At 71.3% G+C, this 26,421-nt stretch carries 33 protein-coding genes and 1 pseudogene; 29 read left to right on the plus strand and 5 right to left on the minus strand.

What is annotated here, in order from left to right; translation table 11 throughout:
- Nucleotides 1-109: 109 nt before the first annotated feature.
- The 10 genes from ACIRVF_RS38870 to ACIRVF_RS38915 all read left to right on the plus strand — a co-directional run bounded on the left by ACIRVF_RS38870 (nucleotide 110) and on the right by ACIRVF_RS38915 (nucleotide 5,877).
- The gene (locus tag ACIRVF_RS38870) at nucleotides 110-826 is read left to right on the plus strand and encodes a hypothetical protein (RefSeq protein WP_402829059.1); all 717 of its coding nucleotides are present in this window, start codon (nucleotides 110-112) and stop codon (nucleotides 824-826) included.
- Nucleotides 823-1,536 (plus strand): hypothetical protein, encoded by a 714-nt coding sequence (locus ACIRVF_RS38875; RefSeq protein WP_402829061.1) that lies wholly within the window; start codon nucleotides 823-825, stop codon nucleotides 1,534-1,536. Before ACIRVF_RS38870 ends, ACIRVF_RS38875 begins: the two co-directional genes overlap by 4 nt.
- A gap of 144 nt (nucleotides 1,537-1,680) precedes the next feature.
- Nucleotides 1,681-1,962 (plus strand): hypothetical protein, encoded by a 282-nt coding sequence (locus ACIRVF_RS38880; protein ID WP_402829063.1) that lies wholly within the window; start codon nucleotides 1,681-1,683, stop codon nucleotides 1,960-1,962.
- The gene (locus ACIRVF_RS38885) at nucleotides 1,959-2,189 is read left to right on the plus strand and encodes a hypothetical protein (RefSeq protein WP_402829064.1); all 231 of its coding nucleotides are present in this window, start codon (nucleotides 1,959-1,961) and stop codon (nucleotides 2,187-2,189) included. Before ACIRVF_RS38880 ends, ACIRVF_RS38885 begins: the two co-directional genes overlap by 4 nt.
- Complete coding sequence (locus ACIRVF_RS38890; protein ID WP_402829066.1) at nucleotides 2,186-2,587, plus strand: hypothetical protein; 402 nt, start codon at nucleotides 2,186-2,188, stop codon at nucleotides 2,585-2,587. Before ACIRVF_RS38885 ends, ACIRVF_RS38890 begins: the two co-directional genes overlap by 4 nt.
- 3 nt (nucleotides 2,588-2,590) lie before the next feature.
- On the plus strand, nucleotides 2,591-3,472 hold the full coding sequence (locus ACIRVF_RS38895) for a hypothetical protein (protein ID WP_402829068.1): 882 nt from the start codon (nucleotides 2,591-2,593) through the stop codon (nucleotides 3,470-3,472).
- Nucleotides 3,469-4,005 (plus strand): hypothetical protein, encoded by a 537-nt coding sequence (locus tag ACIRVF_RS38900; protein WP_402829070.1) that lies wholly within the window; start codon nucleotides 3,469-3,471, stop codon nucleotides 4,003-4,005. Before ACIRVF_RS38895 ends, ACIRVF_RS38900 begins: the two co-directional genes overlap by 4 nt.
- Before the next feature lie 144 nt (nucleotides 4,006-4,149).
- Nucleotides 4,150-4,596: a hypothetical protein gene (locus ACIRVF_RS38905; protein ID WP_402829072.1), complete on the plus strand. Its 447-nt coding sequence runs from the start codon at nucleotides 4,150-4,152 to the stop codon at nucleotides 4,594-4,596.
- Nucleotides 4,597-4,715: 119 nt separating this feature from the next.
- A complete protein-coding gene (locus ACIRVF_RS38910) occupies nucleotides 4,716-5,414 on the plus strand; it encodes a hypothetical protein (protein WP_402829074.1) in 699 nt (232 codons plus the stop codon).
- A 22-nt stretch (nucleotides 5,415-5,436) separates the two neighbouring features.
- Nucleotides 5,437-5,877 (plus strand): hypothetical protein, encoded by a 441-nt coding sequence (locus ACIRVF_RS38915; protein WP_402829076.1) that lies wholly within the window; start codon nucleotides 5,437-5,439, stop codon nucleotides 5,875-5,877.
- A gap of 151 nt (nucleotides 5,878-6,028) precedes the next feature.
- Here the strand turns inward: ACIRVF_RS38915 and ACIRVF_RS38920 are convergent, their stop codons facing one another.
- Both ACIRVF_RS38920 and ACIRVF_RS38925 read right to left on the minus strand, forming a co-directional pair.
- Nucleotides 6,029-7,198, minus strand: a complete 1,170-nt coding sequence (locus ACIRVF_RS38920) for a ParB/RepB/Spo0J family partition protein (protein WP_402829078.1) — start codon at nucleotides 7,196-7,198, stop codon at nucleotides 6,029-6,031.
- The gene (locus ACIRVF_RS38925) at nucleotides 7,195-8,442 is read right to left on the minus strand and encodes a ParA family protein (protein WP_402829080.1); all 1,248 of its coding nucleotides are present in this window, start codon (nucleotides 8,440-8,442) and stop codon (nucleotides 7,195-7,197) included. Before ACIRVF_RS38925 ends, ACIRVF_RS38920 begins: the two co-directional genes overlap by 4 nt.
- Before the next feature lie 547 nt (nucleotides 8,443-8,989).
- Between ACIRVF_RS38925 and ACIRVF_RS38930 the strand changes: the two genes are divergently transcribed.
- The 10 genes from ACIRVF_RS38930 to ACIRVF_RS38975 all read left to right on the plus strand — a co-directional run bounded on the left by ACIRVF_RS38930 (nucleotide 8,990) and on the right by ACIRVF_RS38975 (nucleotide 16,403).
- On the plus strand, nucleotides 8,990-10,219 hold the full coding sequence (locus ACIRVF_RS38930) for a hypothetical protein (protein ID WP_402829082.1): 1,230 nt from the start codon (nucleotides 8,990-8,992) through the stop codon (nucleotides 10,217-10,219).
- Nucleotides 10,220-10,497: 278 nt separating this feature from the next.
- A complete protein-coding gene (locus tag ACIRVF_RS38935) occupies nucleotides 10,498-10,656 on the plus strand; it encodes a hypothetical protein (RefSeq protein WP_402829084.1) in 159 nt (52 codons plus the stop codon).
- 365 nt (nucleotides 10,657-11,021) lie between these two features.
- A complete protein-coding gene (locus ACIRVF_RS38940) occupies nucleotides 11,022-12,029 on the plus strand; it encodes a restriction endonuclease (RefSeq protein WP_402829086.1) in 1,008 nt (335 codons plus the stop codon).
- Nucleotides 12,029-13,012 carry a restriction endonuclease gene (locus tag ACIRVF_RS38945; RefSeq protein ID WP_402829088.1) on the plus strand — a complete coding sequence of 328 codons (984 nt, stop codon included), beginning with the start codon at nucleotides 12,029-12,031 and terminating at the stop codon, nucleotides 13,010-13,012. Before ACIRVF_RS38940 ends, ACIRVF_RS38945 begins: the two co-directional genes overlap by 1 nt.
- A 456-nt stretch (nucleotides 13,013-13,468) precedes the next feature.
- Nucleotides 13,469-13,732 (plus strand): hypothetical protein, encoded by a 264-nt coding sequence (locus ACIRVF_RS38950; protein WP_402829089.1) that lies wholly within the window; start codon nucleotides 13,469-13,471, stop codon nucleotides 13,730-13,732.
- Nucleotides 13,707-14,231 (plus strand): DUF6879 family protein, encoded by a 525-nt coding sequence (locus ACIRVF_RS38955; protein ID WP_402829091.1) that lies wholly within the window; start codon nucleotides 13,707-13,709, stop codon nucleotides 14,229-14,231. The genes ACIRVF_RS38950 and ACIRVF_RS38955 overlap by 26 nt, the downstream gene beginning before the upstream one ends.
- Before the next feature lie 25 nt (nucleotides 14,232-14,256).
- Nucleotides 14,257-15,105 (plus strand): helix-turn-helix domain-containing protein, encoded by an 849-nt coding sequence (locus tag ACIRVF_RS38960; protein WP_402829093.1) that lies wholly within the window; start codon nucleotides 14,257-14,259, stop codon nucleotides 15,103-15,105.
- Between the two features lie 151 nt (nucleotides 15,106-15,256).
- A complete protein-coding gene (locus ACIRVF_RS38965) occupies nucleotides 15,257-15,406 on the plus strand; it encodes a hypothetical protein (protein ID WP_402829095.1) in 150 nt (49 codons plus the stop codon).
- A complete protein-coding gene (locus ACIRVF_RS38970) occupies nucleotides 15,403-15,810 on the plus strand; it encodes a hypothetical protein (RefSeq protein ID WP_402829096.1) in 408 nt (135 codons plus the stop codon). The genes ACIRVF_RS38965 and ACIRVF_RS38970 overlap by 4 nt, the downstream gene beginning before the upstream one ends.
- Nucleotides 15,807-16,403: an ATP-binding protein gene (locus ACIRVF_RS38975; protein ID WP_402829098.1), complete on the plus strand. Its 597-nt coding sequence runs from the start codon at nucleotides 15,807-15,809 to the stop codon at nucleotides 16,401-16,403. The genes ACIRVF_RS38970 and ACIRVF_RS38975 overlap by 4 nt, the downstream gene beginning before the upstream one ends.
- Nucleotides 16,404-16,428: 25 nt before the next feature.
- On the opposite strand, the gene ACIRVF_RS38980 is transcribed toward ACIRVF_RS38975, so the two are convergent.
- Entirely contained in the window at nucleotides 16,429-17,130 is a 702-nt protein-coding gene (locus tag ACIRVF_RS38980; protein WP_402829100.1) for a Ku protein, read from the minus strand.
- Nucleotides 17,131-17,206: 76 nt separating this feature from the next.
- Nucleotides 17,207-17,320, minus strand: a pseudogene (locus ACIRVF_RS38985) (Ku protein); the annotation flags it as partial.
- Nucleotides 17,321-17,465: 145 nt separating this feature from the next.
- On the opposite strand from ACIRVF_RS38985, the gene ACIRVF_RS38990 reads away from it, so the two are divergent.
- The 6 genes from ACIRVF_RS38990 (at nucleotide 17,466) to ACIRVF_RS39015 (ending at nucleotide 21,359) form a co-directional block, all read left to right on the plus strand.
- Complete coding sequence (locus ACIRVF_RS38990) at nucleotides 17,466-18,113, plus strand: hypothetical protein (RefSeq protein WP_402829102.1); 648 nt, start codon at nucleotides 17,466-17,468, stop codon at nucleotides 18,111-18,113.
- A complete protein-coding gene (locus ACIRVF_RS38995) occupies nucleotides 18,110-18,853 on the plus strand; it encodes a hypothetical protein (protein WP_402829104.1) in 744 nt (247 codons plus the stop codon). The genes ACIRVF_RS38990 and ACIRVF_RS38995 overlap by 4 nt, the downstream gene beginning before the upstream one ends.
- Nucleotides 18,854-19,311: 458 nt before the next feature.
- A complete protein-coding gene (locus ACIRVF_RS39000; RefSeq protein ID WP_402829105.1) occupies nucleotides 19,312-19,920 on the plus strand; it encodes an RNA polymerase sigma factor in 609 nt (202 codons plus the stop codon).
- Nucleotides 19,917-20,645, plus strand: coding sequence for a hypothetical protein (locus tag ACIRVF_RS39005; RefSeq protein WP_402829107.1), 729 nt, complete (start codon nucleotides 19,917-19,919; stop codon nucleotides 20,643-20,645). Before ACIRVF_RS39000 ends, ACIRVF_RS39005 begins: the two co-directional genes overlap by 4 nt.
- Before the next feature lie 105 nt (nucleotides 20,646-20,750).
- A complete protein-coding gene (locus tag ACIRVF_RS39010; RefSeq protein WP_396246348.1) occupies nucleotides 20,751-20,915 on the plus strand; it encodes a hypothetical protein in 165 nt (54 codons plus the stop codon).
- Nucleotides 20,916-21,086: 171 nt separating this feature from the next.
- The gene (locus tag ACIRVF_RS39015; protein ID WP_402829109.1) at nucleotides 21,087-21,359 is read left to right on the plus strand and encodes a hypothetical protein; all 273 of its coding nucleotides are present in this window, start codon (nucleotides 21,087-21,089) and stop codon (nucleotides 21,357-21,359) included.
- Between the two features lie 554 nt (nucleotides 21,360-21,913).
- On the opposite strand, the gene ACIRVF_RS39020 is transcribed toward ACIRVF_RS39015, so the two are convergent.
- Nucleotides 21,914-22,453 (minus strand): GNAT family N-acetyltransferase, encoded by a 540-nt coding sequence (locus tag ACIRVF_RS39020; RefSeq protein WP_402829111.1) that lies wholly within the window; start codon nucleotides 22,451-22,453, stop codon nucleotides 21,914-21,916.
- A gap of 121 nt (nucleotides 22,454-22,574) precedes the next feature.
- Between ACIRVF_RS39020 and ACIRVF_RS39025 the strand changes: the two genes are divergently transcribed.
- Genes ACIRVF_RS39025 through ACIRVF_RS39035 form a run of 3 tightly spaced genes read left to right on the plus strand, consistent with a single transcriptional unit; the run spans nucleotide 22,575 to nucleotide 26,243 of the window.
- Nucleotides 22,575-23,207, plus strand: a complete 633-nt coding sequence (locus ACIRVF_RS39025; RefSeq protein WP_402829112.1) for a hypothetical protein — start codon at nucleotides 22,575-22,577, stop codon at nucleotides 23,205-23,207.
- 13 nt (nucleotides 23,208-23,220) lie between these two features.
- Nucleotides 23,221-25,701, plus strand: coding sequence for a multiprotein-bridging factor 1 family protein (locus ACIRVF_RS39030; protein WP_402829114.1), 2,481 nt, complete (start codon nucleotides 23,221-23,223; stop codon nucleotides 25,699-25,701).
- Nucleotides 25,701-26,243: a hypothetical protein gene (locus ACIRVF_RS39035; RefSeq protein ID WP_402829115.1), complete on the plus strand. Its 543-nt coding sequence runs from the start codon at nucleotides 25,701-25,703 to the stop codon at nucleotides 26,241-26,243. Before ACIRVF_RS39030 ends, ACIRVF_RS39035 begins: the two co-directional genes overlap by 1 nt.
- The last annotated feature ends 178 nt before the right edge of the window (nucleotides 26,244-26,421 follow it).

Genomic DNA, 26,421 nt, shown 5'->3' on the forward strand with positions numbered 1-26,421 from the left:
TGCCCGCCACCGCGCCCCGCCCCGCCGGCCTTCCAGGCCCGGCAGGCGGGGCGCAGTGGCGAGCGGCGCGGCCGCCCGGCCGGACCCCACTCCTTGTGATCGGAGAACCGTGGCACCCGAAGCCAGCGCCACCACCCCCGAGTCCTGCGACCGCCGGCTGCTGCGGCTGGAGCGGATCGAGTCCCCGCTGATCGCCCAGCTCGCCGCCGCGATCGGCCACCTGCGCACCGCCGGTGAGCACACCGACCCGGCTGCGAGCCTTGCCCACTACCCCGGCCGCACCGCGGCGGACCTGACGGGCTGGATCGGCGGCAACGTCCAGATGGTCGCCGAGCTGCTCGTGCCGCTGATCGCCCCGCACACCCTGGTGGAGATCACCAGCTATGGCGTCCTGCACCAGGACCCGCCCCTCGGCGACGCCCTGACGCTTGATCTGACGACCGCGCTGCGCAATCCCCCGGAGGACCCCGAGGTCCGCGAGGTGATGCTCCACTCCAGCGGCCTGGACCAGGTCGTTTACGACTACGTGCTGGCCACTCCCGGCGCGGTCGAGATCGCCGAGCGCACCGTGCTGCGCGTCCTCGCCCAGGCAGCCGCACTGCCCGGCCAGCCGGTCGCCCTGCACGTCTACTGCAGGGGCGGAAAGCACCGCAGCGTAGTCCTGGCCCGCAAGGTCGCCGAGTTGCTCCGGGACCTCGGCGCGGCCGTGGCCGTGACACACCGCCACGTCCACCTGCCGGTCGTCGAGAACGGCCTGGCCGTCGGCACCGGCTCGTCGGCGGAGATCAGCGACGACCCGACCGGCGCCTGGACCGGTGAAGCGTGAAGCGCACCGCACTCCTGACCGCCGCGGCCGGCACCGCGCTGGCCGCCGCCGGGATCACGCTGCACCTTCGACGCCAGGCCACCACCGGCCCGGTCCCGGACCAGAGCGCGGACCGGTGGGGCGAGCTGCCCTGCCCGCCGCTGCGCGAGGGCGTCGGGCACCTGCACGACTGGCTCGCCTCCGGTGACTGGACAGACCCCGCCGACGTCCTCCAGGCCCTCCAGGAGCAGGCCCCGGCCCACCTGCTCGGCGACCTGGTCCGCGACCTGGCCACCGACCTGCGCGCCGCCGGCCACCCCGGTCTCGCCCTCCAGATGGACGAGGCCGAGCAACTGCTGCGCCGGGCCGCCGACGTCCTCGGCGAGGTCGACTACGCCGACGACGGCTCCCCGTGCCCGGACGAGCCCCACGACGCGAACTGCGTCGGCGGGTGCGGCGGCACCGGGATGGTGCTGGAGACCATGACCTGGGACGACCAGGGCGACGGGATCTTCGTGCCGGTCCACCAGGAGCCCGTCGACTGCCCCGTCGGCCGCTATCACCACGTCCACGGCGAGGCCTGCGAGTGCGGCGGCACCGGCTACACCTTCGAGGGCGGCTACCGGCACCGCTGCCTCGCCACCGCGCCGCCGACGCCCCGCCCGCTGCCGGACGACGACCCCTGGGCCAGCGCCGCGCCGTACGCCAGCGCCGACGACTACCCAGGCTGACACCCCCCGCTCACAGCACCGCGGCCCGCCTGATCCGTCAGGCGGGCCGCGGCCTTCCCCGGGTCCGGCCGAACCAATGCCTCTCACAGCCGACCGACCGAACCCGGGCCATCCCTCCGACACGAGACCGAAGGACAACTCAGTATGGCGACCGCGCTCCTGCCCCGTCCCGCTCTTCCCCGCACCCCGTCCCCGGACCAGCGCCGCCAAGCCGCGCTGACGATCCGCTCGATCGGCCGCCTGGCCCCGCGCCCGCACCGCTCCCGCTACGCCTGCTCCTCCTGCTCCACGGCCTGGTCGGGCCCCGAGCAGGACTGCTGGAACTGCGGCCTGCCCGCCACCCACTCCAGCAACGACGCCTCCCTGCTCCACCTGCTGCTTATGAGCCCCGTCATCGTCGGCGCGCCGAAGGCCAGCCCCCGGTGACCGGCCAGCAGCTCCCGGACGAGCTGGACCGGCGCCTGGCTGCCGAGCTCGTCCCCCAGTGCCCCGCCCTGCGGCCGGCTCGCCGCCGAACCACTCCGGCCCGGGCCCTCGGCACCGCCATGGCGCCCGACCCGCGCGCGGCCGAGCACCGCGCCGAACTCCTTGCCGCCCTCCGCCGCCCCACCACCCGCACCGCCACGCCGAGCCCGAAGGAGACCGCAGCATGAGCACCGACGACCACGGCCAGGCCGTGCCGCTGGACCTGATCCTCGGCCCGCACCTCGCTGGCACCGTCATCCGCCGCATCGCCAACCGGCTGCAGCACGACGACCTGCTGCCCGAGAACATCGCGCTGCGCCTGGCGTGCGAGCGCGCCACCGACGGCGACCCGCTGGTCCTCGCCGCCCCCGGCCAGATCTGGGAACTGCGCGACGGTGTCGACGACGCGCCCGCGCGCCGCCTCGCGGTCCACCTGCGCGTGACAGCCCCGCCGTGCGTCTACGTCTCCGACGCGGACGCGGGTGATGACGGCGAGATCGACGAAATGCTCCTCGAGGTCCTGGACCTCTACACCCTGGCGTCCTGGGACACGCGCTTCCTCGTGGCGCCGACCGCGATCGGCTGACCGATGCCCAGCGACACCGCCAACCCGGCGACCGTCCTGATCGCCGCCGAGAGCATCGACCTTTCCCCCACCGAGCCCCGGCAGGACGCCGACGCCGCCGTGCGCACCGCCCGCGGCGCCCGCGACGAGGAGGACCTGGTCCTGCTCCTGACCGCGCTCGGCCTGCCCAGCGGCGAGGACGACCTCGCCCGGCTCGCACCGCACCTCGCCACCCAGGCCGGGATCGCCGGCCGTCCCGACCAGCCCCACGGAGGTACCCCCGTGTCCGACACCCTCACCACCACCGACGAGCAGGCCGACGTCCTGGCGGCCGTGGACCCCGTCACCCGCGAGGTCGCCCTGGCCATGCGCGCCAAGGGCGACAGCCCGCTCAAGATCCTCGCCGCCACCGGCCTGACCGAGGACGAGCTGCAGGCCCTCGCCGCCCAGCACCCGCACACCGACTCCGACTCCGACTCGGCGTTCGGCTCCGCCGTGGACGAGCTCCTCGCCTGGGGCGCCCAGCACCCGCAGGCCAAGGTCCAGCGAGCGGCCGAACAGGCCCGCCAGGCGCTGGAGAAGCTCGCCGCGCAGCGCACCGCCGACCAGGCAGTTGCCGCCTACGAGCAGAAGGTCGCCACCCTCAAGGCGCAGCTGCTGCGCGCCGAGCAGGCCCTGCGCGACGCCAAGGCGGGCAAGCCCACCACCTCGGCGCCCAGCAGCCGGGCCGGCGCGGTCGGCACGCCCGGCGGATCCGAGCTGGCGCAGCCCGCCGACAAGACGGTTCGCAACACGATCCGCGCCTGGGCCAACGGGAACGGCCGCCCGGTCGCGGACCGCGGCGTCATCCCCCAGCAGGTTCTGCGTGACTGGTACGCCGCGCACCCCGACGCGCTCGCCGGTTGACCATGGCCGCCCGCCCGACCGCTGCGCCGGGCCACGTTACCGGTGCGGGGCAGGTCACTCTGTCCCGCACCGGCGGCGGCGCGGGCCCCGACTGGGGCGCCTACGCCCTGCTCTACACCTCCCGGCCCCTGCCCGGCGGCCGCAGCGAAGCCGTGATCGGCTACTGCCCGCCCGACGCCGACCTCCTCGACCCCGCCTGGGGCCTGCACCGGCAGCGGCCCTACGGACCGGCCGGCACCGCGACCCGGCCGCTCGGCGACTACGCCAGCGCCTCCAACCCGGCCCGCACGAAGAGCGAGCCCCCCACCGCCTACAGCCAGCGGATGGCGCTGTTCCTGCTGCGCATCGCCACCGCCAGCCGCGTCAACGCCTCCAGCCCGCACGTGATCGACCTGCCCTGGGCCGCCTGGACGCTCGCCACCGAGCAGCACGTCGTGCTCGCCGCAGACCCGGACCACCCACACCGCGGCTGGGCCGGCCACCACCAGGTCCGCGTCGGCCGCCTGACCGCCCTGCAGCCCAAGCAGCCCTGACCACCCGCCACCGAGGGGAGCGTCCCCTCGCCCGGCAGCAGCCGGACCTCGGCGGAGCGAGCTGAACGAACATCACCAAACGCCCCCCGGCCCAGTCTCGGGGATCGTACGGTGCGAACCAAGACCACCACGGAGGGGAACTCATTGAGCACGGACCGTACTGACCTGGATCACCTGCTCGACCTGCTCTCGCTGCTGCCCGGCCCGGACGCCAAGGACTGGTGGATTGACCTCGACGTCGCCGGGACCGCCGGGGAGAACGAGTCGCCGAAACAGAAGCGCGAGCGCATCACCTACGTCCTGGGCAACACCGGCCCCTACATCCAGCGCTGCCTGGGCAACCCCAGCGACTGCGAGCAGGCCGCCGGATGGCTCGCCCAGTACGTGCTGATGTTCTTCGGCGGCCAGGAGCAGGCCGTCGCCGACGTCGTCAACCGTGGCCTCGGCTACGACACGGAGAGCGCGGCCGGCCTGGAGTGCCTGCGCGACATCCGCACCACCGCCTGGCGCCTGCACCTGGCCCACAACACGCGGCGCCCCTCCCACGAACGCCTCGCCGAGATGTGGGGCACCGAGACCTTCCAGAACTGACCCGCCGCCAGCACCGGTGGCCCGCCCGATCCGGGCGGGCCACCGGCTCGCCGTGCCCAGCAAGCCGGCGCTCCGGCGTACACCGCCAGTCCCATCCCTCGAGTCGGAAGGACCCCACGATGACGCTCCCCTCCATGGCCGTGCACCCCGACATCAAGGCCAAGCTCGGCGACCAGGTCCTCGCCGACGTCGCCCGCAACCTCTGGCCCCAGGACTGCCAGAGCTGCAACAAGCCGCTCGGCACCCAACCGCCCTCGCTGTGTATCGACGTCGACCCCAGCGTCACCATGGCCACCCTCCACCACACCACCTGCCAGACCTCCAGCTGGAACGACCTCTACTTCCGGGCTTCCAGCAACCTCTCCTGGCGCTCGCGCATGATCGACTGGGCGCTCGGGGGCACGGATGACAAGCCCGACATCTGGCCGACCTTCCTGGTCAACCCGCACCTGGAAGCGGTCCGCCTGCGCCAGGACGACGCCGGGGCCTGGCAGGTCGCCACCATGGACTACGGCCGCGAACTCGGGCTGGCCACAGCCGGCCCGGACTTCATCATCGACCGCCCGGTCCGCGCCCACGACGGCCACACCCCTACCGCCCGCCTGCGCGGCTCGACCGTCGAAGTCCACCTGAGCCCCTTCGAGCACTGGGCCGGCACGTTCGAGAAGCTCTACACCACCCGCGTCCGCGAACGCGGCGGCGTCATGCTCGCCTACACCACCGCCATCCACCCCCAGCAGCTGACCAGCTACCAGGAATTCATTCAGCCCGTGGCCCGCCGCGAGGTCGCCTTCGGCCTCATTCCCCTGGCCCGCTGAACCACCACCGACAAGGACTCCCATGCACGACGCCTTCACCACCGACCCCGACCTGCGCCACCTCGCCCGGCTGCTCGCCATGCTCCCCGGCCGGGACGACACCGCCTTCTGGTCCACCGTCGACACCGGCGCCAAGCGCATCGTCGGCCCCGACGACACCAGCCAGAGCGCCAGCGGCCCGGAGTACATCCTCAGCAAGATGCAGACCGGCATCACCAAGCTGAACCAGGCCAAGGACCCCGCCACCATCGCCTACTTCGGCCACTACCTGCTGATGTTCTTCGACGGCGACCAGCCCGCCCTGTGGAAGTACCTCAACGACCTCTTCCCCGCCCACGGTGGCCACTCCACCGCCGGCGAGCGCTACGCCCGCGACCTGTGCGACACCGCCTGGCGGATCATCGCCCGCTACGACACCAAGGGCGACAACGACCTCGCCGAACGCTGGCCCGGCCACCCCTAACCTCCCGCCGTCCCCGGCGTAGTCGGCCGCGGTCGAGCCTGACCCCGGGTCGGCTCTCCGACGAGCCCGACCACCGCCCAGCCAGCAGCACCAACACGAGGCCCCGTACCGCGCGTCTGCGCTGGTACGGGGCCTCTTTGCGTTCCTGGGCCTATGCCGTCGCGTCCTCGGCGGGGCACACGTCGGGAAGCTGGTCCACAACGCGCAGCACGTGGGCGCGGAGCTGCGCCGCGAGTTCGGCTGTACGGTCCTGGTCAGTCTCCCTGGCCTTGGCGTACGCCTGGGCCAGACCCTGGACCGAGTCGGCGAACGCGCCGGCCTTGCTCACGTAGACGGCGAAGTCAGCGAGTGGGTCGGCTGCTGCGGCGTCCTCCGCCGAGGCCTGATGCGGCACGGAGGCGTCACGTTGGGCCGGGGAGAGCTCTGCTTCGCCGGTGGGCTTTACCGCGGTAAAGCCCACCGCCTCGGAGGCTTCGTCAGCGTCGTCGGTCGCGCTCTTCTTTACCGCGGTAAAGGCCGGCTTCGCGGCGGCGCCGGGTGCCTCTCCGTCGCTCGACTGCTTCTGTCGGTTCCTCGGTTGCCGCGGCTGAGTCTTCTCCTTCTCCCGCTCAGCAGATCGGGCCTGCCAGGCCTCCACCTGTTCGTGCACTGGGAGCTTCGCCAACGCGCGGGTCTCGCGCAGGGGAAGCTCTCCGGAGCTCACCAGCTCCTGAAGCTCCGGTGCCAGGTCCAGCAGATACATCTGCTGAGTGACCCAGCCAGGCGACTTCCCGTAGTGCTCCGCGACCTTGGCCTTGCCATCGAGCTCTTCGACCATCGTCCTGATGCCGAGGGCACGCTCGATCGGGTCGAGGTCCTCGCGGTCGTTGTTCTCCGAGAGCACCGCGTCCAGGAAGTCGGCGCGGGACTTCGCGATCTCGTCGTCGACCACTACATCGAGGGTGAGGACGCCAGCGGCCTGCGAGCCCCGCCAGCGCCGCTCACCGTTGGCGATGACGTAGACCGCGCCGCCGATCTTCTCCGCCTCGCCCGGCCACAGCTGGAGGTAGGCGTCGCGAGTGACCGCGACGGCGGGCTGCAGTTGCTTCTTCTTGAGCTTCAGCCCGAACTCTCGCAGCTCCTCCTCCGTGCCGAAGTTCCGGCGCGGGTTGAACCGGGTCGGTACGAGCTGTGTGAGCGGCAAAGCCCGCAGACGGCTGTCCGGAGCCCCGGTGGTGGGTGCCCCAGTGCTGGCAGCGACGGCCTGGCGGCGCGCGCTGACGCCGCCCTGCGCCCGGGCGAAAGACGCCCCGGTGCCAAGTTGGTCGGCTACTCGGGTCATGACACCTCCCGGGCCAGAGCGCGCATGGTGGCCGCCTGCTCGCCGCGCGGCGCGAAGGACAGCAGTGGCTGCCTGACGCGGACGGCCTTGCGCTGGTCGGTCAGGTCGCCGATGACCGCGATCACCCTCGGGTCCTTTATGTCGATCCAGGCCTGGAGTGATGAGGTGGCGATGAAGCCGCGGCGCGGGTCGTAGAGGTTGACCACGATGCCGAGGTAGTCGATCTCCACGCCCATGTCGTTGCGGAGATCCTCAATCTGGCTGATGAGCAGGTCGTAGGCGTCGGCGCTGCTGTCCTCGGCCTGGACGACGATGAGAGCGCCGGAGGTGCCGGGATCCTCGTCTTCCCGTCGGCGTCCGTAATAGATGGCCGCGTCCATACTGAGCCCAAGGCTGGGCGGGCAGTCCACGATGATCTCGTCGTAGAACGGCTCAAGCGGCGCCAGCGCGCGTTCGAGGGCGGCCTCCCGGAAGCGCACCTTCGACAAGGCGACGTCCAGGAGGAAGCCGTCCTGGCACCCCGGCAACAAGTCGAGCCGCCCGCCGTACCGGTCATCCTGGATCGACACCACCAGATCGCGGATGTCGCGCTTGGATTCCCCCGTCATGTGCTTGCTGAGGCTGTCGATCTCCGACGCCATGGGGATCTCTTCCTGCCCCAGCTGCTTGGTGAGGTGGCGCTGCGGGTCGAAGTCGACCAGCAGCGTGCGGCGGCCAAGGCCGGGCAGCTCCTCAAGCTCCAGCGGGTCAGGGCCCTGAACGTCTTCCAGGCGCGCAGCGAAGTGCTTGGAGATGCGTACCGGGTGAAGGGCCTCGGAGTCTTCCGCGAGCGCCTCGCCAAGGCCGGCCGCGACAGCTGTCTTGCCGACGCCGCCCTTCTGGTTGCAGACGATGCGGCGGCGCGGGTGCTTGGCGCGTTTCACGGTGGGAGCCGGGTTCGTCTCCAGCCACAGCTGCACGGATTGGGCGAGCCCTTGCGTCAGGGAGACGCCCCGGTCGGCCGCCGTCTGCCGGAATGCTTCCCACTGCCCATTGGGCAGGAAGGTGGAGAACGACTCGGCGCCGGAGGTGTCGATGGTGCCCGGGGCAGAAGCCAGGGCCATCCAGGCCGTGATGCCTCGTTCAACGGCGATCTGGATCTCGACGCGGTGCTGTGCCGCTCGGACCTTGAGCGTTTGCCAGAGCCATCCTGGCAGCTTGGATACGACCTTCTCGCGGTCGTTGGAGGTGGCTGGGGAACTCATAGCCGGTACCTTACTAACGCCGATGCTCGGGAGCGAAGCTCAACACGTTAGGAATGCCAGCATGCTGGCCTTTACCGCGGTAAAGAGGCCACCAGTCCATGCACCGCTGACGAACCGTGCCACCCACCCGTCCAGCCCTGCTCCACGTCCGCATGGCTCTGCCCAAGCCGCGCAGCTAAGGCGATAACTCGGCAAGCCGGGGCCGCGAGGACCCACTCCACCCCGCGCCTGCCGACCGCACCCAAACAACGGTGCATCGTCGTTGAACCCAGCGAGAGCGCCCCCACCAGGGCGCGCCCAGCGCCGCTGCTTCGTCCGGCACGAAATTCCACGGGCTGGCCTGGAGCAGCAGCCAGCAAACGGGGCGGCCGGCACACAGCCGACCGCCCCCGGGGGTCCGCCTAACTGCCGCTCAGGCCGCCCACTCCAGTCCCAGCTCAGCGAGAGTGGCATGGTGAGGGCGGTGACGCAGCGGCGGGCCAGTGTCCGAAGCCCCCGCGCCCTAAATCGCTCGCTTCTGGTCTCGGCGGAGATGGAGAATGCTCGGGTGAGCGCTGATGACGAGGTGCCCGACCCGCAGCCGGACGAGTGTGTCTCTGAGCCAGAACCGCAGATTGCCGAGGAGGCCCCGCAGCCTCCACCTGGCGCGGGACTGAGGTTGCCAGAGGTTGGTGAGGCGCTGCGGTCGTGGCAGAGCGGTCTCCCGAAGAGCTACGTTCCGCAGATCGCGGCACTGACCTGGGTGAACAGCTCCTCTTGTGCCGCCATCCGGGGCGCTCAGGAGATTGTGCGCCAGTTCGCGGAGGCGCAGACCCGCTTGCTTACTGGCGGGATCATGAAGGTGCTAGAGCAAAACCAGCGAGACTTGTCGCGGATGGTGCTGCCCCCCATCGATGTGCCCCGGATACTGCTGCCCACCCTCGACTCGCTCCGGATGGCGCTGCCAGCAGTCGATGTGTCCTGGGCGATAGGGCCGAAGCTGCTGGAGCAGCGGCTGTCGGCCCTGACATCGCTGCTGCCGGACGTCAGTCGCCAGATCCAGGAGATCGGGCGCGATCTGACCCGACTCGCAGAAATGCTGTTGCCATCCAACCTGCGTAGCTTCGGGGACGATGACTGGGCAGCGATTCTGGACATCAGCGCGGCAGACGGCATAGTGCTTGCGTGGGCTCCCCGGGCGAACATCGTCCAGGAGCTGGTGCAGGCTCGGCACGACCAGGAGAAGCGCCACCAGATTCTTGGCGACCGGCGCGACGAGATCCTCGCAGACATCGAGGTGAGCCTGCAGGCCATCAGCCAGGATGAGGTCAAGCCGCTGGCTCAGCTGGTCCGTAAAGCACTGTCGGCAGCACAAGACGGCCACAACGAGGCAGCCCTGACGTTGGTTGCCGCCGTACTCGATCAAATCGTTCGCACCTATGCAGAACGCCTCGAGAACAACTACGCGAGCTCCATGCCGCCGAACAAGGGAAAGCGCGGTCCTGGACTGGTCCTCCTGTCGACATGGCAGGCCGCAAAGCCCACGCCCAAGACCTTCCGCAGTTGGCTGCTTATCGAGTGGCTGATCATCGCGGGCATGCAGTACCTGTTCGCCCCGAGCATCGAGGCTCCCAACCACTACAACCGTCACCGGGTCGCTCATCTACTTGACGGGGCTCTGAACGAGACGTACGTCGTGCCGGCCCTGCTTGTGGCCCAGGGCATCCTCCGGCATTGGGAGGATGTCCTTTTCGTGGAGGAGACTGAAGACGAGGAAACCGACCAGGCCGACTCGTAACTGGATCCCCATGGTCGCGCCTGGTTGAACCACTAAACGACGGCCTTCTCCTGGGCCCGCTCGCCGCCCCGGGCCGGGGCGACGCCGCCCGGCGCGGTCGGCACCTACGCATCGGCCGCCCGGCGACCTCGTGCTCAGCGACGAGGGCGCCCGGCCAAATGTGGTGGCCGGGCGCCCTCTTGCGTACGAAACGGCACCTTACCCGAGGACTCCGACAGCCGCGCCCCGGTCCTCTCGACCGTGCCCCGTTCTCGCAGAACTCCGGCATCATCGGTGCCGTGACTCCTTCTCCTGACGAGATCGAAGCCGCCCGCACTCCCGCCGGCGGCTGGACCCGGGCGCAGCTCGCCGCGTGGGGCGTGCCATGGCCGCCGCCCAAGGGCTGGAAGCAGGAACTCGCCGAGCGGTGGCAGGCCGAGCAGGAATCCGCCGACTGATCCCCGGTGCCGCCGCTCCGCGGGGAGGTGTCGGATGCCGGTGCTGCGCGGCGGGCTGAACCTCTTCGGTGACGGGGTGACGATTCCGTGACCCCATCTGCCCTTCCACAACGGTGACAACGCTGCCCTGCGTGAGGACGTTTCCGCCGTCCTGGAGACCCCGCTACGGGAGTGGCTTCGTTCCGCCGTGCAGTGCTGCGGCGGGGACGTGTGGCAGAGGGTTGCGCCACCCGTCACGCTCTCTCGCGTTCGCCCTTCCATCGAGCCGGACTTGATGAGGCGTTACTCCATAGCGCACCTGACCTGCGTCGATGACGCAATGCGCTCGAATTTGGCTTGTCGGTGGCGCTGTGTAGTCTCGCGCGGTGATTATTGACCGGGCCGCTCGCGTTGTTCCTCCGCCCCACGCGAACAAGGCGATCTCGCGCACCATGGGGGACCTCATCGGCAAGGCCGACCGGGACGACATGCTCGCCGCCCTCCTATGGACAGGCGAGTGCCGAATCGCCCAGCGGGTTGCAACTGGGTGGCACCAACATGCCGACCGGCTGGGGCGCGAGAAGGAGGAGTCAGCGCGACGAAAGGGCCCTGTTTACACGTACTACTTCACGCTGGCCGACCAGTGGCGCGCCCGAATCCCGAAGGCGTGCCAGGATGCCGCTGGCGCCCTCCACGAGCAGATTGCCTCCGAGCTGGAGGAGGCCGACGAGGCCGTGGCAGAGTGCGAACAGGCGCTGTTCGAGTTGACTCGATGGCTGGGACTGTCCCTCGACGACCGGCAGGCGGCTCAGCGCAGCCGCGGATTCGTGCTCGACGAACTCGCGCCACTGGACGATCAGCTGCAGCAGGCCCGGGAACGTCTCGCACAGCTCCTCGCCGATGACCGCGAGAAACTGCACGAACTGGCACTTCAGGACCGATACCAGCGGCAGCACGCGGCGACTAACGCCAAGAATTCCCTCGCCGACATCGACCGCATGGCACCCGAAGTCTTTGCCCAGCTCGTACAGGACCTTCTGGAAGCCGAAGGTTGCACCGCCCTCGACACATGGACCGAAGAGACCAGCACCATCGTGATGCGCACCGCCGGGGGCCACACGGTCGCCTTCAGTGCCCACCACCTCGCCGAACCCGCATTTGGTAGCAAGCGCAACCTGCCCCTGGCGGCTTTGCGGCGAGCAAGGCACGCGGCGGCCCAAGGGGGTGCAGAAGCTGTCGTCATCGCGGTCAACGGTCACCTCACCCTGCCGGCCTACCGCTACGCGGAAGCCAATCCCGTCATCCTCCTGGAACGCGGCGACCTTGAAGCCTGGGCTGTCTGGGGCCGCCCTCTGGACCTCGACCGCCTTCTCACTGGCGCCGGGGAGAACTGATGCACATCAACTGGAACACCCGAGTCGCGGTCCCTGCCCTCGACGAGCCCCGCTACAGCCAGAGCCTGCGCGAACATATCCGCGAGGCGACCGACGACGATCTCCTGGCCGCCTTCCTGTATCACGCCGAGGGCAGGACGCTCATGACCCTGTACGCCCGCGTGCACAACTACCGTCAAGCCGTCCAGCGCGAAGCCACGCACGCCCAGCGCCTTGCAGTCAGCGACCAGCAGATACCAACCAGACGGGCGTTCCAGGATGCGTATCGGCACCTGCGTGAACTGCTCGCCGATGAGCTCTCGCAGGCCCAGCGACGGCAGAATGCCGTCGCGGAGATCTGGCATGGTTTGCGTGACAAGGCATGGACGGACTTGTCCGCGCGTTACCGCACGGACACTCCTGTGGTGGCGGAACTTGAGGAAGCAGGGCACTTGGAGAGCGAAGTGTCCGCCGCTCAGCTGCGCCTGTCCACCATCTTGCGCGAGCACAGCGAGCGGATTCAGACCCTCGCGTTGAGCGAAGCCGACTACCTGGCCTTCGCCACGACGACGGACAGCTTCAGCACTTCCGATCTTGACACGATGAGCCCCGCCGAGTTCGAGCAGGTGATTGCGACGCTGGCCGCGCGGGACGGACTGACCGTCGAACGGCGTCAAGGCGGGGCCCGCGACCTGGGTGCAGATGTCATCGCGCTCACACCCGATCAGCGCAAGATCGTCTTCCAGTGCAAGCACCGCCGTACCCGAAAGAAGATCGGCTCGGACGTCATTCAGACCCTCAACGGTACTGCCCGGCCGGTCCACGGAGCCGACATTGTTGTCGCCGTCAGCAACAGCACGTTCACCCAGCCGGCGCACGATCTTGCCAACGCTCAAGGCATCCACCTGCTGTTCGGCCAACGGCTGGAGCACTGGGCCACCTGGGGTGTGCCTCTTCTTCGGCTCCTGGGCGAGCAACCTGACACCGAGCAGGCCGTCGCCTGATGAACAAATCCGCCGAAGGCCGCCGGTCCGCCAAGGACTGGAAGAAGGTCGCCGGGCTCATCAGCCGCCTCGGAGCCGAAGGCGACAAGGCCTGCGATGCCTTCGCCAGGACGTCGGGGACCTGTAGGACGAGCTGGAGGATCCCGCCATCGGCGCCGGCCTCATCGCGCGCGTCGGCCTCCTCCTGGCCGTCTTTACCCTCGGCGGCTCCGACGTGGCAGCCGTGGGCGGAGAGGCAGCCATCGCCGCCGCGGCCGTCGCCATGGCCACCGTGGGCGAAGGCAGTGCGGAACTCGCCGTCCTCGCCGCTGCCGCGCCCTCGACGACGCGGCAGCGGCGAACCTCATCCCGGTCGGCGCGTGCCGCCCTGCTGCGCCCGCACGCCCTTGACGGGCCGTCACCTACAGGTGGAGCGTCATGCAAAACTGCGCAACCGACTTGGTACGGGAGGGCATCATGACGCTACGGTTCGCCGGGGTGGATCCCAACACCGGCAAGGACGAGAGCCCGATGGTGTGGGTGGACGACGACAAGCGCGAGCTGGTCGTCCAGGGCCTCAAGCCCGGCGACGAGCTCCTGGCGGAGATCGGCACGACCGAGTGGGTGCCCGGCCACTCGGTCGGAACCCCCCACCACGAGAACGTGACCCGCATCCCGCTGCGCATGGCGCAGATCATCAGGAAGGCGCTGGACGATGCCGAACGTGACGGCCTTCTCTGAGTTGCTGGCCGGCGCCCGGCACTCCGCGGTGCACCTGGAGATGCGCGACTCCTACGGCATCGCCGGCGAGGCCGCGGAGTTCGAGGAGTTCCAGCGGACCGGCGTGCACCCGGACCTCGATCCCGAGGGTGAGGGCTGGTCCGGCTGGGTGTCGATGATCCGGGCGGCCGTCTCCCGCGGTGTCGTGGTGCGCCGGGCCCGGATCGTCTCGGAGCCGGTCACCGCGTACATCCGCTACGAGCACGCCGGGACCGTGGTCAACCTCGCAGCTGGTGAGCAGGTTCGGTGGCTGCCGCGCCGCCGGGCCTCCGACCTGGCGCTGCCCGGCAACGACTTCTGGCTGTTCGACGGGACGATCGTCCGCTTCAACCACTTCACCGGCGACGGAGCCTCCGGCGGGCCGGAGATGTGCGAGGACCCCGCCGTCGCGAAGCTCTGCGCGGACGCGTTCGAGGCCGTCTGGGAGCGCGCCGTTCCGCACGAGCAGTACACCGTCTGACACCCCCGACCGGACGACCAGCTCCATGCCCGCATCCCCGTCCTCCAGCGCCCAGGAAGCCCGCCTGGCCGTCGCCGCGCGGCTGCGCGAGATCATGCAGGACGCGGGCCTCCAAGGGCAGGAGCTGGCCGTCCGGTGCGGCTGGAACGGCGCCAAGACCTCCCGCATCATCAACGCCAAGACCGCGCCCTCGGACGCCGACATCCGCACCTGGTGCCGGGCCTGCGGCGCCGACGACCAGGCCGAGGACCTGATCGCCGCCAACCGCGCCGTGGACTCCATGTACGTCGAGTGGCGCCGCCTCACCCGCACCGGCCTACGCCGCCTCCAGGAGTCCGCGGCACCCCTCTACGAACGCACCCGGCACTTCCGCTCCTACTCCTCCCGCGTCGTGCCGGGCGTCCTCCAGACCGAGGCCTACGCCACCGCCCTGCTCGCCACCGTGGCCGACTTCCGCCGCACCCCCAACGACGTCGCCGACGCAGTCAAGGCCCGCCTGGCCCGCTCCCGCGTCATCCGCACCGGCAACCACCGCTTCGCGATCCTGATGGAGGAGTCCGTCCTCTACTACCGCCTCGGCACCATCGAGACGATGGCCCAGCAGCTGGAGCACCTTCGGGCCTCCATGGCGCTGCCGGCCGTCTCACTCGGCGTCATCCCGTTCACCGCCCAGCGCACCATGTGGCCGGCGGAGACGTTCAACATCTTCGACGACGCCGAAGCCGGCGTGGAGCTGCTGTCCGCCCAGGTGACCGTCACCACGCCCAGCGAACTCGCCCTCTACGCCCAGGCGTTCGACAGGTTCAAGACCTTTGCGGTGTACGGCGCGCAGGCGCGGGCCCTGATTTCCCGGGCCGTTGACTCGCTGGGATGAAGGTCTGCAAACGCGTGCAAACGCGTTGAGTGAGTGTTCCGTTACTCCCTACCGTCGTTGATGCCGCCCGGGGCGAGGACCTCACCGATCCCCCTCGGCACCGTAGACCCCCGGGCGGCGCCCAATCCCCCGCACGCGCAGGAGTACCGCCATGCCCGCGAGCAGACCGCATCTCCGACACCCCGGTGACGACCTGGTGGTGACGGTCGACGGCAAGACGGTGGTCCACATCGCCAACCGCAGCGTCGCCTACCGCCAGGCTCGGCTGTTCCGCGAGCTGCGCGGCCGGGCGGCGCGGTGAACAACACCGCCCCGCCGACGACCGCCCCGCCGGGCCGACCGGCCGAGGTGCCCGGGCGCCCGGCGGCGGCCGTCGGTTACGTCTGTGCCGAGCCCGACGATGCCTCAGCCGGCCTGTTCGCCAACTGGTGCGAGCGCCGGGCGGTGGCCGAGGGCTGGACCCTCACCGGCATGGTCAACGACACCGACGAGTCGCAGCCGCTGGTGGAGCGGCCCGGCTGGCAGCGCGTCGCCAGCCTCGCCACCGGCGGCGCGCTCGGCGCGGTCATCACCATCACCCGGCCGATGATCGGGACCACCACACAGGACTGGGTCCGCGTCTCGGACCAGCTCGCAGACCTCGACGTCACCCTGGTTACCGTCGGCAGCGCCGCCCGCACCCCGCCCTCGGGCGACGACCAGTGACCGGGGCCAGCGCGGTCTACCGCCTGACCGTCACCGCCACCGCCCCCGACCCGCGCGAACGCATGGCTTGTATCGCCCCGGCCCGGTCCGTGGTGCGCACCGTCTCCATCGGCTGGGGCGTCACTGGCAGCACGCTGGACGACCTGGTCACCGTCGCCGGCGAGCTGCTCGCCAACGCGGCCCTACACACGGGCCCTACCCGGCTTCCTGCCCGGCTGCTGCTGGAGCCGGACGGGCACCGGGTGCGCTTCGAGGTCGACGACCAGGCCGGCGCTCTCCCCCGCCTGGTGACCGGGCCCGGTGACGGCCAGGCCGTCACCGGGCGGGGCCTGCTGATGGTCGACGCCCTCGCCGACCGCTGGGGCACCACCCCGACCGACAGCGGGAAGACGGTGTGGGCCTCGCTCGCGCTGCCCGTGCCGCTCGATCCGGCCGCCGTCGCCGCCACCGCCCACCGTGGAGCCGTCCGGGCTGACTGGACGGCCGCCGCCCGCATGGGCGCAGACCCCATCCGCACCCCCACCTGCGGGCCGGCCCTGGCCACCCGATCGAGGGGGGCTCTGCGGTTCTCGCCCGCCGTACCGGGCAGGTGAGGGATCATCGGCCCAGCGCCTGGCCTCACGCCCGCTCGGTCGGTCGTTTGCCCCCGCTAGCCTTCCCCGGCAGGGCCGTGCTGGTGCTCTTGTGGGCCGCGGTCTTTTTGCCGGCCTGCCTGGTGGTGCTGGTGTTCTTCACGGCATCGCTGGTCTTCGGATGCCGTTCCTGGGCGTCGGCGACGGCGCGCTCCAGCACGGCCATGAGGTCCAGTGCCGTTCCGCCGGGTGGCAGGACGCGGGACTCGGGGGCGTGCGAGGGCTCGAGGCCGGCCAGTCGGGCTTCGACGACCTGCTCCAGGGCGTGGGCGTACTCGTCGTGTTCGGCCTCGATCCGGAAGTCCTCGGTGATGGCGTCCATCAGGGTCCGGGCGAGCGCAATCTCCTGTGGGCGCAGCTGGATGCCTTCGGGGGCGATGCCGGCGGCCGGGCGGACTTCGTCCTGCCACAGCAAGGTCTGGAGCACGATGACGTCTTCGCGGACCCGCAGGACGGCCAGGCATTCCCGGGTACGGATGGCCACGCGGGCGACGGCCACTTGGTCGGCCTCCAGCATGGCCTGGCGCAGCAGCGCGTACGGGCGGGCGGCGGCCGGGTTGGACGGGCCCAGGTAGTAGGCCTTGTCGTAGTTGATCGGGTCCACCCGGTCTGCGTCGAGGAAGCCCAGGATCTTGATTTCCCGAGCGGTTGTGAGGGGGAGGTCGGCGAGGTCGTCGGGGGTCAGCACGACGGTGCGCCCGTCGGGGGGGCACTTCCACACCGTCCAGCTCGCAGATGCGCCTCTGCCGGATCCGGCCGCCGTCGACGGCGTGGACCTGGTGCAGCGGCACGGTGTGCCGCTCGGTCGCCGCGTACACGTTCACCGGGATGGAGACCAGGCTGAATGTGATCGACAACTTGGCGATCGACTTCGGCATCGCCACCTCCGGGGTTCGGTCCTGCTGCCCCCTTCATCCCATCGTGGCTCCGGGTGCCCGGGGGCTGGGGCGGCAGGGCTGTGACCTGGGGTATCGCGGGGCGAACGACTTGAATCGAAAACCTGTTCGACCTAGGTTGGTGGATGTGACCGCCGACGTTCCGTTCTCCCTCGCCGCCCGCCCCGGGGCGTTGGCGGGTGATGCCGAGCGGGCGCCCAGGGAGCTGATGACGTTGCCTGGGTACTACCGGGACACGCGTCGATGGCGCCTGGTGGAGATCCGGGTGGGCGGCGACTGGCGGCCGGGCATGCTGACCGTGTGGCGGCGCCCACCGGGCAGCGCGGTGTGGGTGGTGCATGTCGCGTGGGGCGACGGCGACTCCTGGGGCTGGTTTTTGTTCGACGAGCGCACGGTCAGGCCGCTGCCCGAGCCGCAGGACGAGCCTCCGGCCGGGCCGCCGTTCTTCGGGCGGTGGCGGGACGTCACCGTCGTCCCGGCCGAGCTCGCCGGCCAACCCGCCGAGGACGGCTCCGACGGCTGCTGGCGCCTGGCGTGGGTCCGTACGGGGGCCCGGTGGCGCTCTGCCCTGGTGACAGCCCAGCGCCGTCCCGGGCCCGACCTGCCGTGGATCGTGCACGCCCGCTGGGGCGAGGACAAGGCGGCGGCCTGGCTGGTCGCCGACCCCATTACCCTGCGCCCGATCGCCCTCTCGGCGTCAGGCCCGGTCACCTCCGCGGGCACTGGCGGCGGGTCCGGGACGATGGATAGCGCCGTCGCCGGGGGAGAGCGGTGAGCGCGCGGGTCGCCCTCGTCCCGGACACGGCGGAGTCCGCGCGCGGGGAGCGGCTGGCGGTCCTGCTGGAGGAGACCAGCCCGGCCGCCCGTCTGGCCCGGGTCGAGGCCGCGTCCCGGCCGGTCCTGTCCACGCTGGAACCGCTGCTGCCGGACGGCCGGCTGCCGAAAGGCGTCGTGGTCGAGGTTCTGGACGCCGGTCTGCTCCTGGCGATGGCGGCGGGGCCAGCTGCCGCGTCCGACCTGCTGTGGACCGCGATCATCGGCTGGCCCGACGCAGGCCTTGCCGCGACCCGGGCCTATGGCCTGCCCTGGGAACGCACCCTGCTGGCCGACGACCCCGGCGACCACTGGGCCGAGGTCGCCTCCGTCCTCGCCGACGCCTGCGACACGATCATCCTGCTCCCCACGACACCGGCCGTCCCGCGCCAGCTTGCCCTCCTCGAACAGCGCCTGCGGACCACCGGCGCCACCTTGCTCACCCCGACCCCCTGGCCCGGGACCCCCGAACTGCGCCTGACTGTGAGCGACGCGGCCTGGAGCGGGCTCGGCGACGGGTACGGCGCTCTCGAGTCCCGAACCGTCACCGCCCGATGTACGGGCCGCGGCCGCGCGGCTCGGCCGCGCGAGGCGCTTCTGCAACTTCCCGATGAGTACGGCGGCGTGAGTACAGCTGGGGCTGTTCCAGCTGTGGCGCGCCCCGGCGGTGGGAGGAGCGTTGCCGCGGCCGCCGCTGGTTGATGGCGTGTTGTCTCGGCCGAACAGACTGTCAGCCGTACACGGAGCGGGTGAGCGGTGCGGACAGGCAGTCCGCACACGGAAACGGTGACCCTAGTCACATTCGTTACCTGCTGTGACGGTACTGATACTCACGAGTAGCGCACCGAGGCCCGACCAGAACGGGTGGCACTGGCCCGGCGACGCGTCCCGCTGTCACACTGCGTTGCCATTAGTGATCTTTCCGTGAAAACTCTCTAGGCCATATGCGTGAACCGGGGGGCTCGTTTGCCAGTCTGAAGGTGGGCCACAAGGTGGCTTCGGCGTGCAGAACCTGACGCCGCCGTACCTGACCGAAAGAACGAGATGGACACCCTCTGCGAAACGGCTGCGCCCCTCCAGCCGGTCCGCACCAACGCCCGACCGCGACCGGTACGCACCTCGGCGGCCGCCACCGCGCACGCGAGTTCGGAAGTGCCCCGGTGAACGACGACACCTTCGCGGGCAGTGAGAGCGGTCCCGCCGTGCACGAGCCCGTCGACCTCCCGCTGGACTTCGAGGCCTACTTCCTGGCCAAGCAGCGGACATTCCGTCGCTACGCCGCCGAGATGATCGGAGACGCCTCGGTCGGCGACGAGGTCGCACACGAGGTGTTCACCTACCTCGCCCACAACTGGGCCCAGGCCCTCACCGCCCCGGACTTCGAGCAACACACCTGGGGGATCCTGGCCGGCGCCGTCATGTACCGGGTCCACTGGCTCCAGCGGGAGAAGGACCTGGCCGCCCGCCTCCGGGCAGCACGCCGCAAGCTGCAGGAGATGCACGAGACCCTCTCCCGCATAGACGGCGGCGCCGGCCTCTACACCGCCCTCGCCGAACTACCGACCCGCCAACGCGAGGCATTCGTCCTGCACACCACCATGGGCTACACCGCCGAGTACAGCGCCGAAATCATGGGAATCCACCCCCGCACCGTCGACTACCACCACCGCCGCGCGATCGCGGCCCTCGAACGACTGCTCACCGCCCGACATGTCCTGCGCCGCACCGCCGCCGTACCCGGGCCCCGCCGCGAAGGAGCCGACCGATGAAGCCCGAGAAGAACCTCGACAACCTCCTCGACACCACCAACGACAACTACGGCGACGAACCCGACGACTTCGACGTACCCGCCGCGCTGCGCCGCATCTCGGCCGACGTCGCACGGATCCGCCGTGGCCAACAGCCTGCCCCCGGCTGGTGGGCCGAGCAGGACCGCGCGCGGACCTGCCTGGAGACGATGGTCGCAGCGGAGATCAACACCAGCCGTCTCGCCCGGATCATCGTTCTCGCCGATCTGCTCGACGGGCACCGCGACCCGAGCGACCAGCGTGTGGAGGACCTGGTCCAGGAGATCGAGGGATTCCGGCTGTTCGGCTGCCTGCTCCACTACACCGGACATCCCGTCAGCGCCGAGTTCTGGTGGAAGATCGGGGCTGGCGCCGGCGACCACATCTCTGCCTGGTGCCTGTACCTGCACCACCTCGGCCGCGGGGAGATCCGTGAGGCCCGGCTGTGGTTCGAACAGGCCGTGAGCGTCGACGAGAACCTGGGGCTCGGCGTCCCCGCGCCGGCCGTGCCGGAGATGGCCGACTACTTCCGCATCGCTCCGATCGCCATGGACGCCCGAATCGCCAAGCCCTCCGCGCAGTCCGGCGCCCTGGCCAACGAGGTCGACCGCTTGGTGATGCACACCGGCGATGACACCGACGGCCTCGTTCCCCATCCCGACCGCCGTCTGGCCGACCGCGTGGAGGAATTCGCGGGCCTGCGCTGAACCAGATGGACCGCCGGAACCCTGGCCGGCCGCCCACCAACCCCGTCTGCGGTACCCGCGGGCCGGGAACCGCCCTCTTCCATGACCCCAGACAAGAGGCCCCCGATGTCCACTGTGCTCCAGCACGCCGCCCTCATCACCGCGGCCAGCACCGCCTGGTACGCCCTCGCCGTCACCACCGCCGCGGTCACCGCCGTGGTCGCGCGCAGCGACGCCCGCCGCCGCGACGCCCGGGAAGTCCTCAAGGTCCTGGTTCGCCGCAACCGCTGACCTTCCTGGGCTCGGTCCCGGCCAACAGTGTCGGCCGGGGCCGAATACCGGCGTCCACAACGGCCTCAGGGCTTCGCGCGATCGGCATGCGGCGCGGCCCGGGTGCCGAGGCAGGATCGAGGCTCCTGGTTCGTGCTCGCGCTGTCGGTGGCGGCTGGGATGCTGGGCGGCATGGACGATGAGGCGCTGATGCGAGGCCGGGTCTACGGAGCCGACCACGACGATCCCGACCCGGGGCCCCGTCCTGGGCATGAGTACCGCGAACTCGTGGGCGGCCCGCTCGACGGCCTCTTCCTCGACGTCACCGGCTGGGACGCCGAGCAGCTCGCCGACGGCGCCGCGCTGGCCACCGAGATCGGCCGCTATGGTGCCGGCGGCCGCGCACACTACGAACCGCGCCCCGCGGATCCGATGCGCTGGGACTGGTCGGGCGACACCCGCTGACACCACCAGGGCTAACTCCGGCAGCAGCGCGGCGCCTGCCCGCCCACACTAAATGTGACCAGTCCGTCCCCGAACCCCCGAGCGGGCGGCGGACCGGCTTCTCTCACTCGTGGATGGCGATCCGCTTCCCCCGGCGGCCCGCCACAGACTGGCATGTTCGCGGCCGAAAGTCTGCAGGTCAAAACCCTGTTCAGCGGATGATCGGTGGGTCTAGCATTCCCGCACGGCGGCCCCACCACAGCACCACCGGGCCGCCGGCCAGAGCAGCCGCGCCGCGGCTCGGCGCTGCTTGCCTCCCGCCGGCCGGGCCCTGGAACGCCCCCCCTGTCCCAGGGCCCGGCCGAACTGCGTCCGCCCGCGGATCAGGCCGCCGGCTCTGACGGGGCGGAGGGGCGGGCGGCCTGAGCTTCATCTCGGCCTCGTACCGGTTCCACCGTCGCCCAGTAGGGGTGGGCGTACAGCTCGGCGCTGACCACGGCGATCGCGGCCCGCCTCTCCTCTCGCTCGACTCTCGCTCGACACGGCGTCGGCCGGTGGCCCGGCGGGCGGTCGGCTCAATTGGTCAGGGACCACACGCCGAACCACTGCTCGGCGTCGAACTCCTCGAACCGCTCCACCTCGGTGAACCCCAGCTTCACCGCCAGGCGCACCGAGCGGTCGTTGGCGGCCTGGGTGCACAGCACCACCGACTCCCCGGGCAGCGCCCCGGCGAACCAGCGCAGCGCCGCTTCACACGCCTCGGCCGCATACCCCCGCCCCCACGCTGTCGGCAGAAACATGTAGCTGAGCTCAGCGTCGCCGCCCTCCGGTCGGATGCGACCGGGCCGTGCCGGGTCGCGCCGGTCGAACGTCACGAGGCCGATCATCTCCCCGCTGTGGTCGACGACGAAGGTGCCGGGACGCCGCCCCGGCACGGCGGGAAGCGCACGTTCGATGTCCTCACGGGGCCGCGGACCGCCGAGATAGGTGCGCACCTGAGAGGAGGTCAGCAGCTCGACGTACGCCGCCCGGTCCCGGGCCTCGGACTCGCGGAGCACGAGCCGAGGCGTCCTGAGCGGAGCGGACGGCCACATCACACGTCCAAGGTCAGCCATGCGGGCAACCTACTCGACCGTGTCGCTTCGTCAGCGCACTTCGGGGCCACCGAAGCCAGCTTGACTCCTACAATGAACAGTCCTACCATTTGGTTATGCACTACTATTCGGGAAATGTCTCGTGAGGATCGACATCGGCGGCGAGCACGTCGAGGTGCCCGACGATCTGGCCCGTGCCCTGCTCACCGGACTGCGCGGCGAGCGGCTGGTGGAGCCGCCGCAGACCTCTGACTTCGAGGACCTGGTCGCCCTGGTCGCGAGTCTCAGTCGCCTCACCCAGCACCTGTCCGTGGTCAAGGAGCTGGCGATCGCCCGCGCGGACGCGGCCGGCGCCTACTCCAACCGGCGGGCCCTGGCCCTCGCGGCCGCCATGTCCGCCTCTCAGCTCGGCCGTGTCCTTGAAGGCCATGGCCTGCCGAAGGACCGGCGCGCTGGCGGTGTGGACCTGGTCGTCGCCTTCCGGACCACGGACGACAAGGTCCTGCACCTGGCCGCCGAGAAGGACGTGGAGGGCCTGCCCTCGTTCACCCTGCCCGCGGACCCCGCGCCGCAGGAGTCGGGACGCTTCACCAGCCGGGAGCTGACCTTCTACTACCGCCCGCAGGTCCCGATCGCCGCGGCCGGCCTCGGGCGCAGTGCCGGCTACACCCTGCGCGACGCCGACCGGAACCTGATCGGCTGCGTCACCGAGGGCGTCTTCGACGCTCTGTTCGGCGACCCGCGTCTCGACCCGACCCGACCCAACGGACGCTGAGGAGACCACCCCGATGTCCGACGAGCTGTTCGACTCCGTCGACGCGCTGCTCGCCGCGGTGAGTACCGGCCTGCCGGTCCCGGCGGAGCGCAAGCGGCTGCGCCTGGCGGCTGGGCTCACGCCCGCGCAGGTCGCCGCGGCCCTGCGGGTGAACTCGGCCGTGGTCCTGAGCTGGGAAGACGGCAGCGCCGTCCCGGGCCCGGACATCGCCCCGGCCTACACGCGCCTGCTGGAGGGCCTGGCCGCGCGCTTCCCCACCCCCGAGCAGCAGGGCGCCGCCCCGGTCGCGCCGCAGCCGCAGGCTCCCGCCCAGACGCCGGAGCAGCCGGCCGCCACGGCGTCGCAGCCGGTGATGCTCGACCAGAACCCGGACGGCTCGCTGGTGATGGCCGCCGCGGCGCCGTGCGTGCAGTGCGGCCAGCCCTCCGTCTACCGCGCCCAGGGCCGCCCGATGCACCTGGGCGGATTCTGCCGCCCCGCCGCCCCGGCATCCGAGGCGGCCGTCGAGGTCACCCAGCAGCCGGCCCCGGCGAACCAGGCTCCGGCCGCCCCGGCTCCCGTCGCCACCGAGCCGGCCGCCCCCGCTGCTGCTGCGCCTGCCTCCTCGGCGCCGGTCCGGCCCACGTCCACCGCCGCATCGGCCAGGCCGCGCCCGGCGACGACCCGCACCGCTGCCCGCCCGGCTGCGGCCCGGCCCGCCAGCTCGGCCGCCACGGCTGTTGCTGCGCGGTGGTGGCCGGCGGTGGCGCTGGACGTCGCCGACGGCGGCTGGGTGCTGGATGTCCCGCAGATCCCGGCCCCGGCCGGGCCGAAGCTGGGCGACTGGTTCGCGTGGCTGGGCACCGGGCTGCCGCTGCGTGTCGAGCGAGCGCATCCGGCCGGGCGTGGTGGCGACGGCATGGTGTGCCTGACCGTCGCCGCGCTCAAGCAGCTCGGCCTGCCCGCCGCCCTGCCGACGACCGAGAAGGCCCTGGCCGCGCTGCACACCAAGCTGGCGAAGGCCGCCGCCGTGGTGGGCATGGAGATCAGCGACCAGATCGGCCCGTCCTTCCACGTCTTCCGCCGTACCGGGTCGGCCGGCGGCCCGAAGACCTCGGTCCGGGTCACTATCGCGCCGTGGCTGGGCCAGGGCGACGGCCGCCAGCAGGCCGTCAGCGCCCTCGCCGCCCCGCTGGCCACCGCCCCCGACGGCACCAAGGACGGGCTCACCCTGACCCGCCGCTACCGGGCCTTCACCGCCGACCTGGGTGTCGCGCCGGGGGCGACGACCGCTTCCACCGCGATGCTGCTCCTGGACGCGGTGCGCCCGCGCGTGGAGTGGGTCAAGGACCAGGTGACGGCGGAGTGGTCCTCACACCTGCGTGAGGGCGCCCTGCCGACCGGGGACCTGTGTGTTCCCCCGGCGGCCGGGGCCCGCCACCCGCTCACCCGCGAACTCCTCAGCAAGGGCGAGGCGGTGTGCGAGGAGGAGGACTACAAGTGGTGGGCCCGCGAGCTCACCGACGCCGAGGCCGGGCGCCCGTGGGCGGTCGCGGTCGACGTCTGCGCCTCCTACCTCTCGGTCACCGACTCCCTGCGCCTGCCCATCGGCCCGCTGGAGCCGGTGAAGAACCCCGCCTGGGACGGCGGCAAGACCGCTGGCCTGTGGTGGTGCGACTTCACCACCACCGAGGTCGACGAGTTGCTGCCGCACCCGGCCACCTTCCACGGCCAGCCACCCACCGGACCCGGCTGGTACGCCACCCCCACCGTCGCCTACATGGCCACCACCTACGGCTTCGACCCGGCCACCATCACCGACGCCTACCTGTCCACCCACACTGCGCCGCTGCTCAAGGAGTGGACCGGCCGCATCCGGGGCGGCTACAAGCGCGCCTACGCCGACCTCGGCCTGACCGACGGCCAGAGCCCCGAGGAGTTCCTCACCGCCTACGCCGTCCACAAGGACGTCGACACCGACCCCGTCCGCGCCGACGCCCTGGTCCTCGCCGGCCTGTACAAGAACATCTACAAGGGCGGCATCGGCAAGTGGTCCGACTCCGCCCGCCACCTCGACGACCCCACGTGGCTGGAGAAGGTCGCCGCGGTCTGGTCCTACCGCCCCGAGATCCGCTTCCACATCATCGCCGCCGCCCGCATCGCCGCCCACCGCCGACTGCGCAAGACGCTCCAGCTGACCGGCCGCGCGCCCTTCGCCGTGAACGTCGACTCCTACCTCTACGCCACCGACGAGCCCTCCCCGCTGGAGCTCCTCCCGGTCAAGGACGACGGCGCCCCGGTCCCCGGCGCGCTGCGCCTGGGCATCGCGCCGGGCAGCCACAAGCACGAGTCCTCGATCCCGCTTGAGGCCGTGGTCGAGGCGATGGAGCGCCGGGAGCACCCCTCCAAGCTGGTCCACCACTACACCACCGACGGCACCCCGATCGGCCAGGAGCAGACTGCCGACACCGGGGCCGCCGACGCCAGCAACGACGATGAGGAAGGCGGGAACTGATGGCCAAGGGGTTGTTCGGCCGGGTGCGCGAGGCGCTGTTCCCCTCCCGGAAGGCGCCGGTGCAGTCCACGACGCAGGCCGGCCAGGTGCGGGAGCGCAAGTACGGCGGGAACACCAAGGCCATGGCCGCCGCCTACGGCGTCGCCCCGCGCACCGTGCTGCGCTGGATCGACGGCACCCGCCACCCCAAGGGGAAGGACGCCGAACAGTTGCAGCGCGAGGCGGTCGACGTGCAGACCACCGAGCGGGGCCGGGAGCGCAAGGCCAAGCAGCTCGCGCAGCGCGGCACGATCTCGGGGATCGGGGCCCGGGTCGGCCGGGCCGTGACGTTCGAGATCCGCGGCTCGGACGCGGTCCGCGCCCGCGACATCCACCTGAACCTCTCGGGCGAGCAGGCCGCCGCCCTGGCCGTCGCCGAGGACGAGGACGAGGTGCGGCAGATCGTCGGCCAGGCCCTCGCGGACTACTTCAACGGCGGCCCCTACGGCGGATTCTCGTCCGACGACTTCGAGTTCGATCCCAACGACTTCGACCTGAGCTGATCCGACCACCGGAACCATCCAACTTGCTTATCCAGCAGGCTAGTTCGGAGTCGGGGGGGGGGGGCCGCGGGGGGGGGCCCCCCCCCCGGGGGGGGGGGGGGGCGCGGGGGGGGGGGCCCCCCCCCCCCCCCCCCCCCCCCGGCGCGGGGGGCCCGGGGGGCGCCCCCGCCCGCCCCCG

This window comes from Kitasatospora sp. NPDC101157 (assembly GCF_044768255.1).
Classification (GTDB): Bacteria; Actinomycetota; Actinomycetes; order Streptomycetales; family Streptomycetaceae; genus Kitasatospora.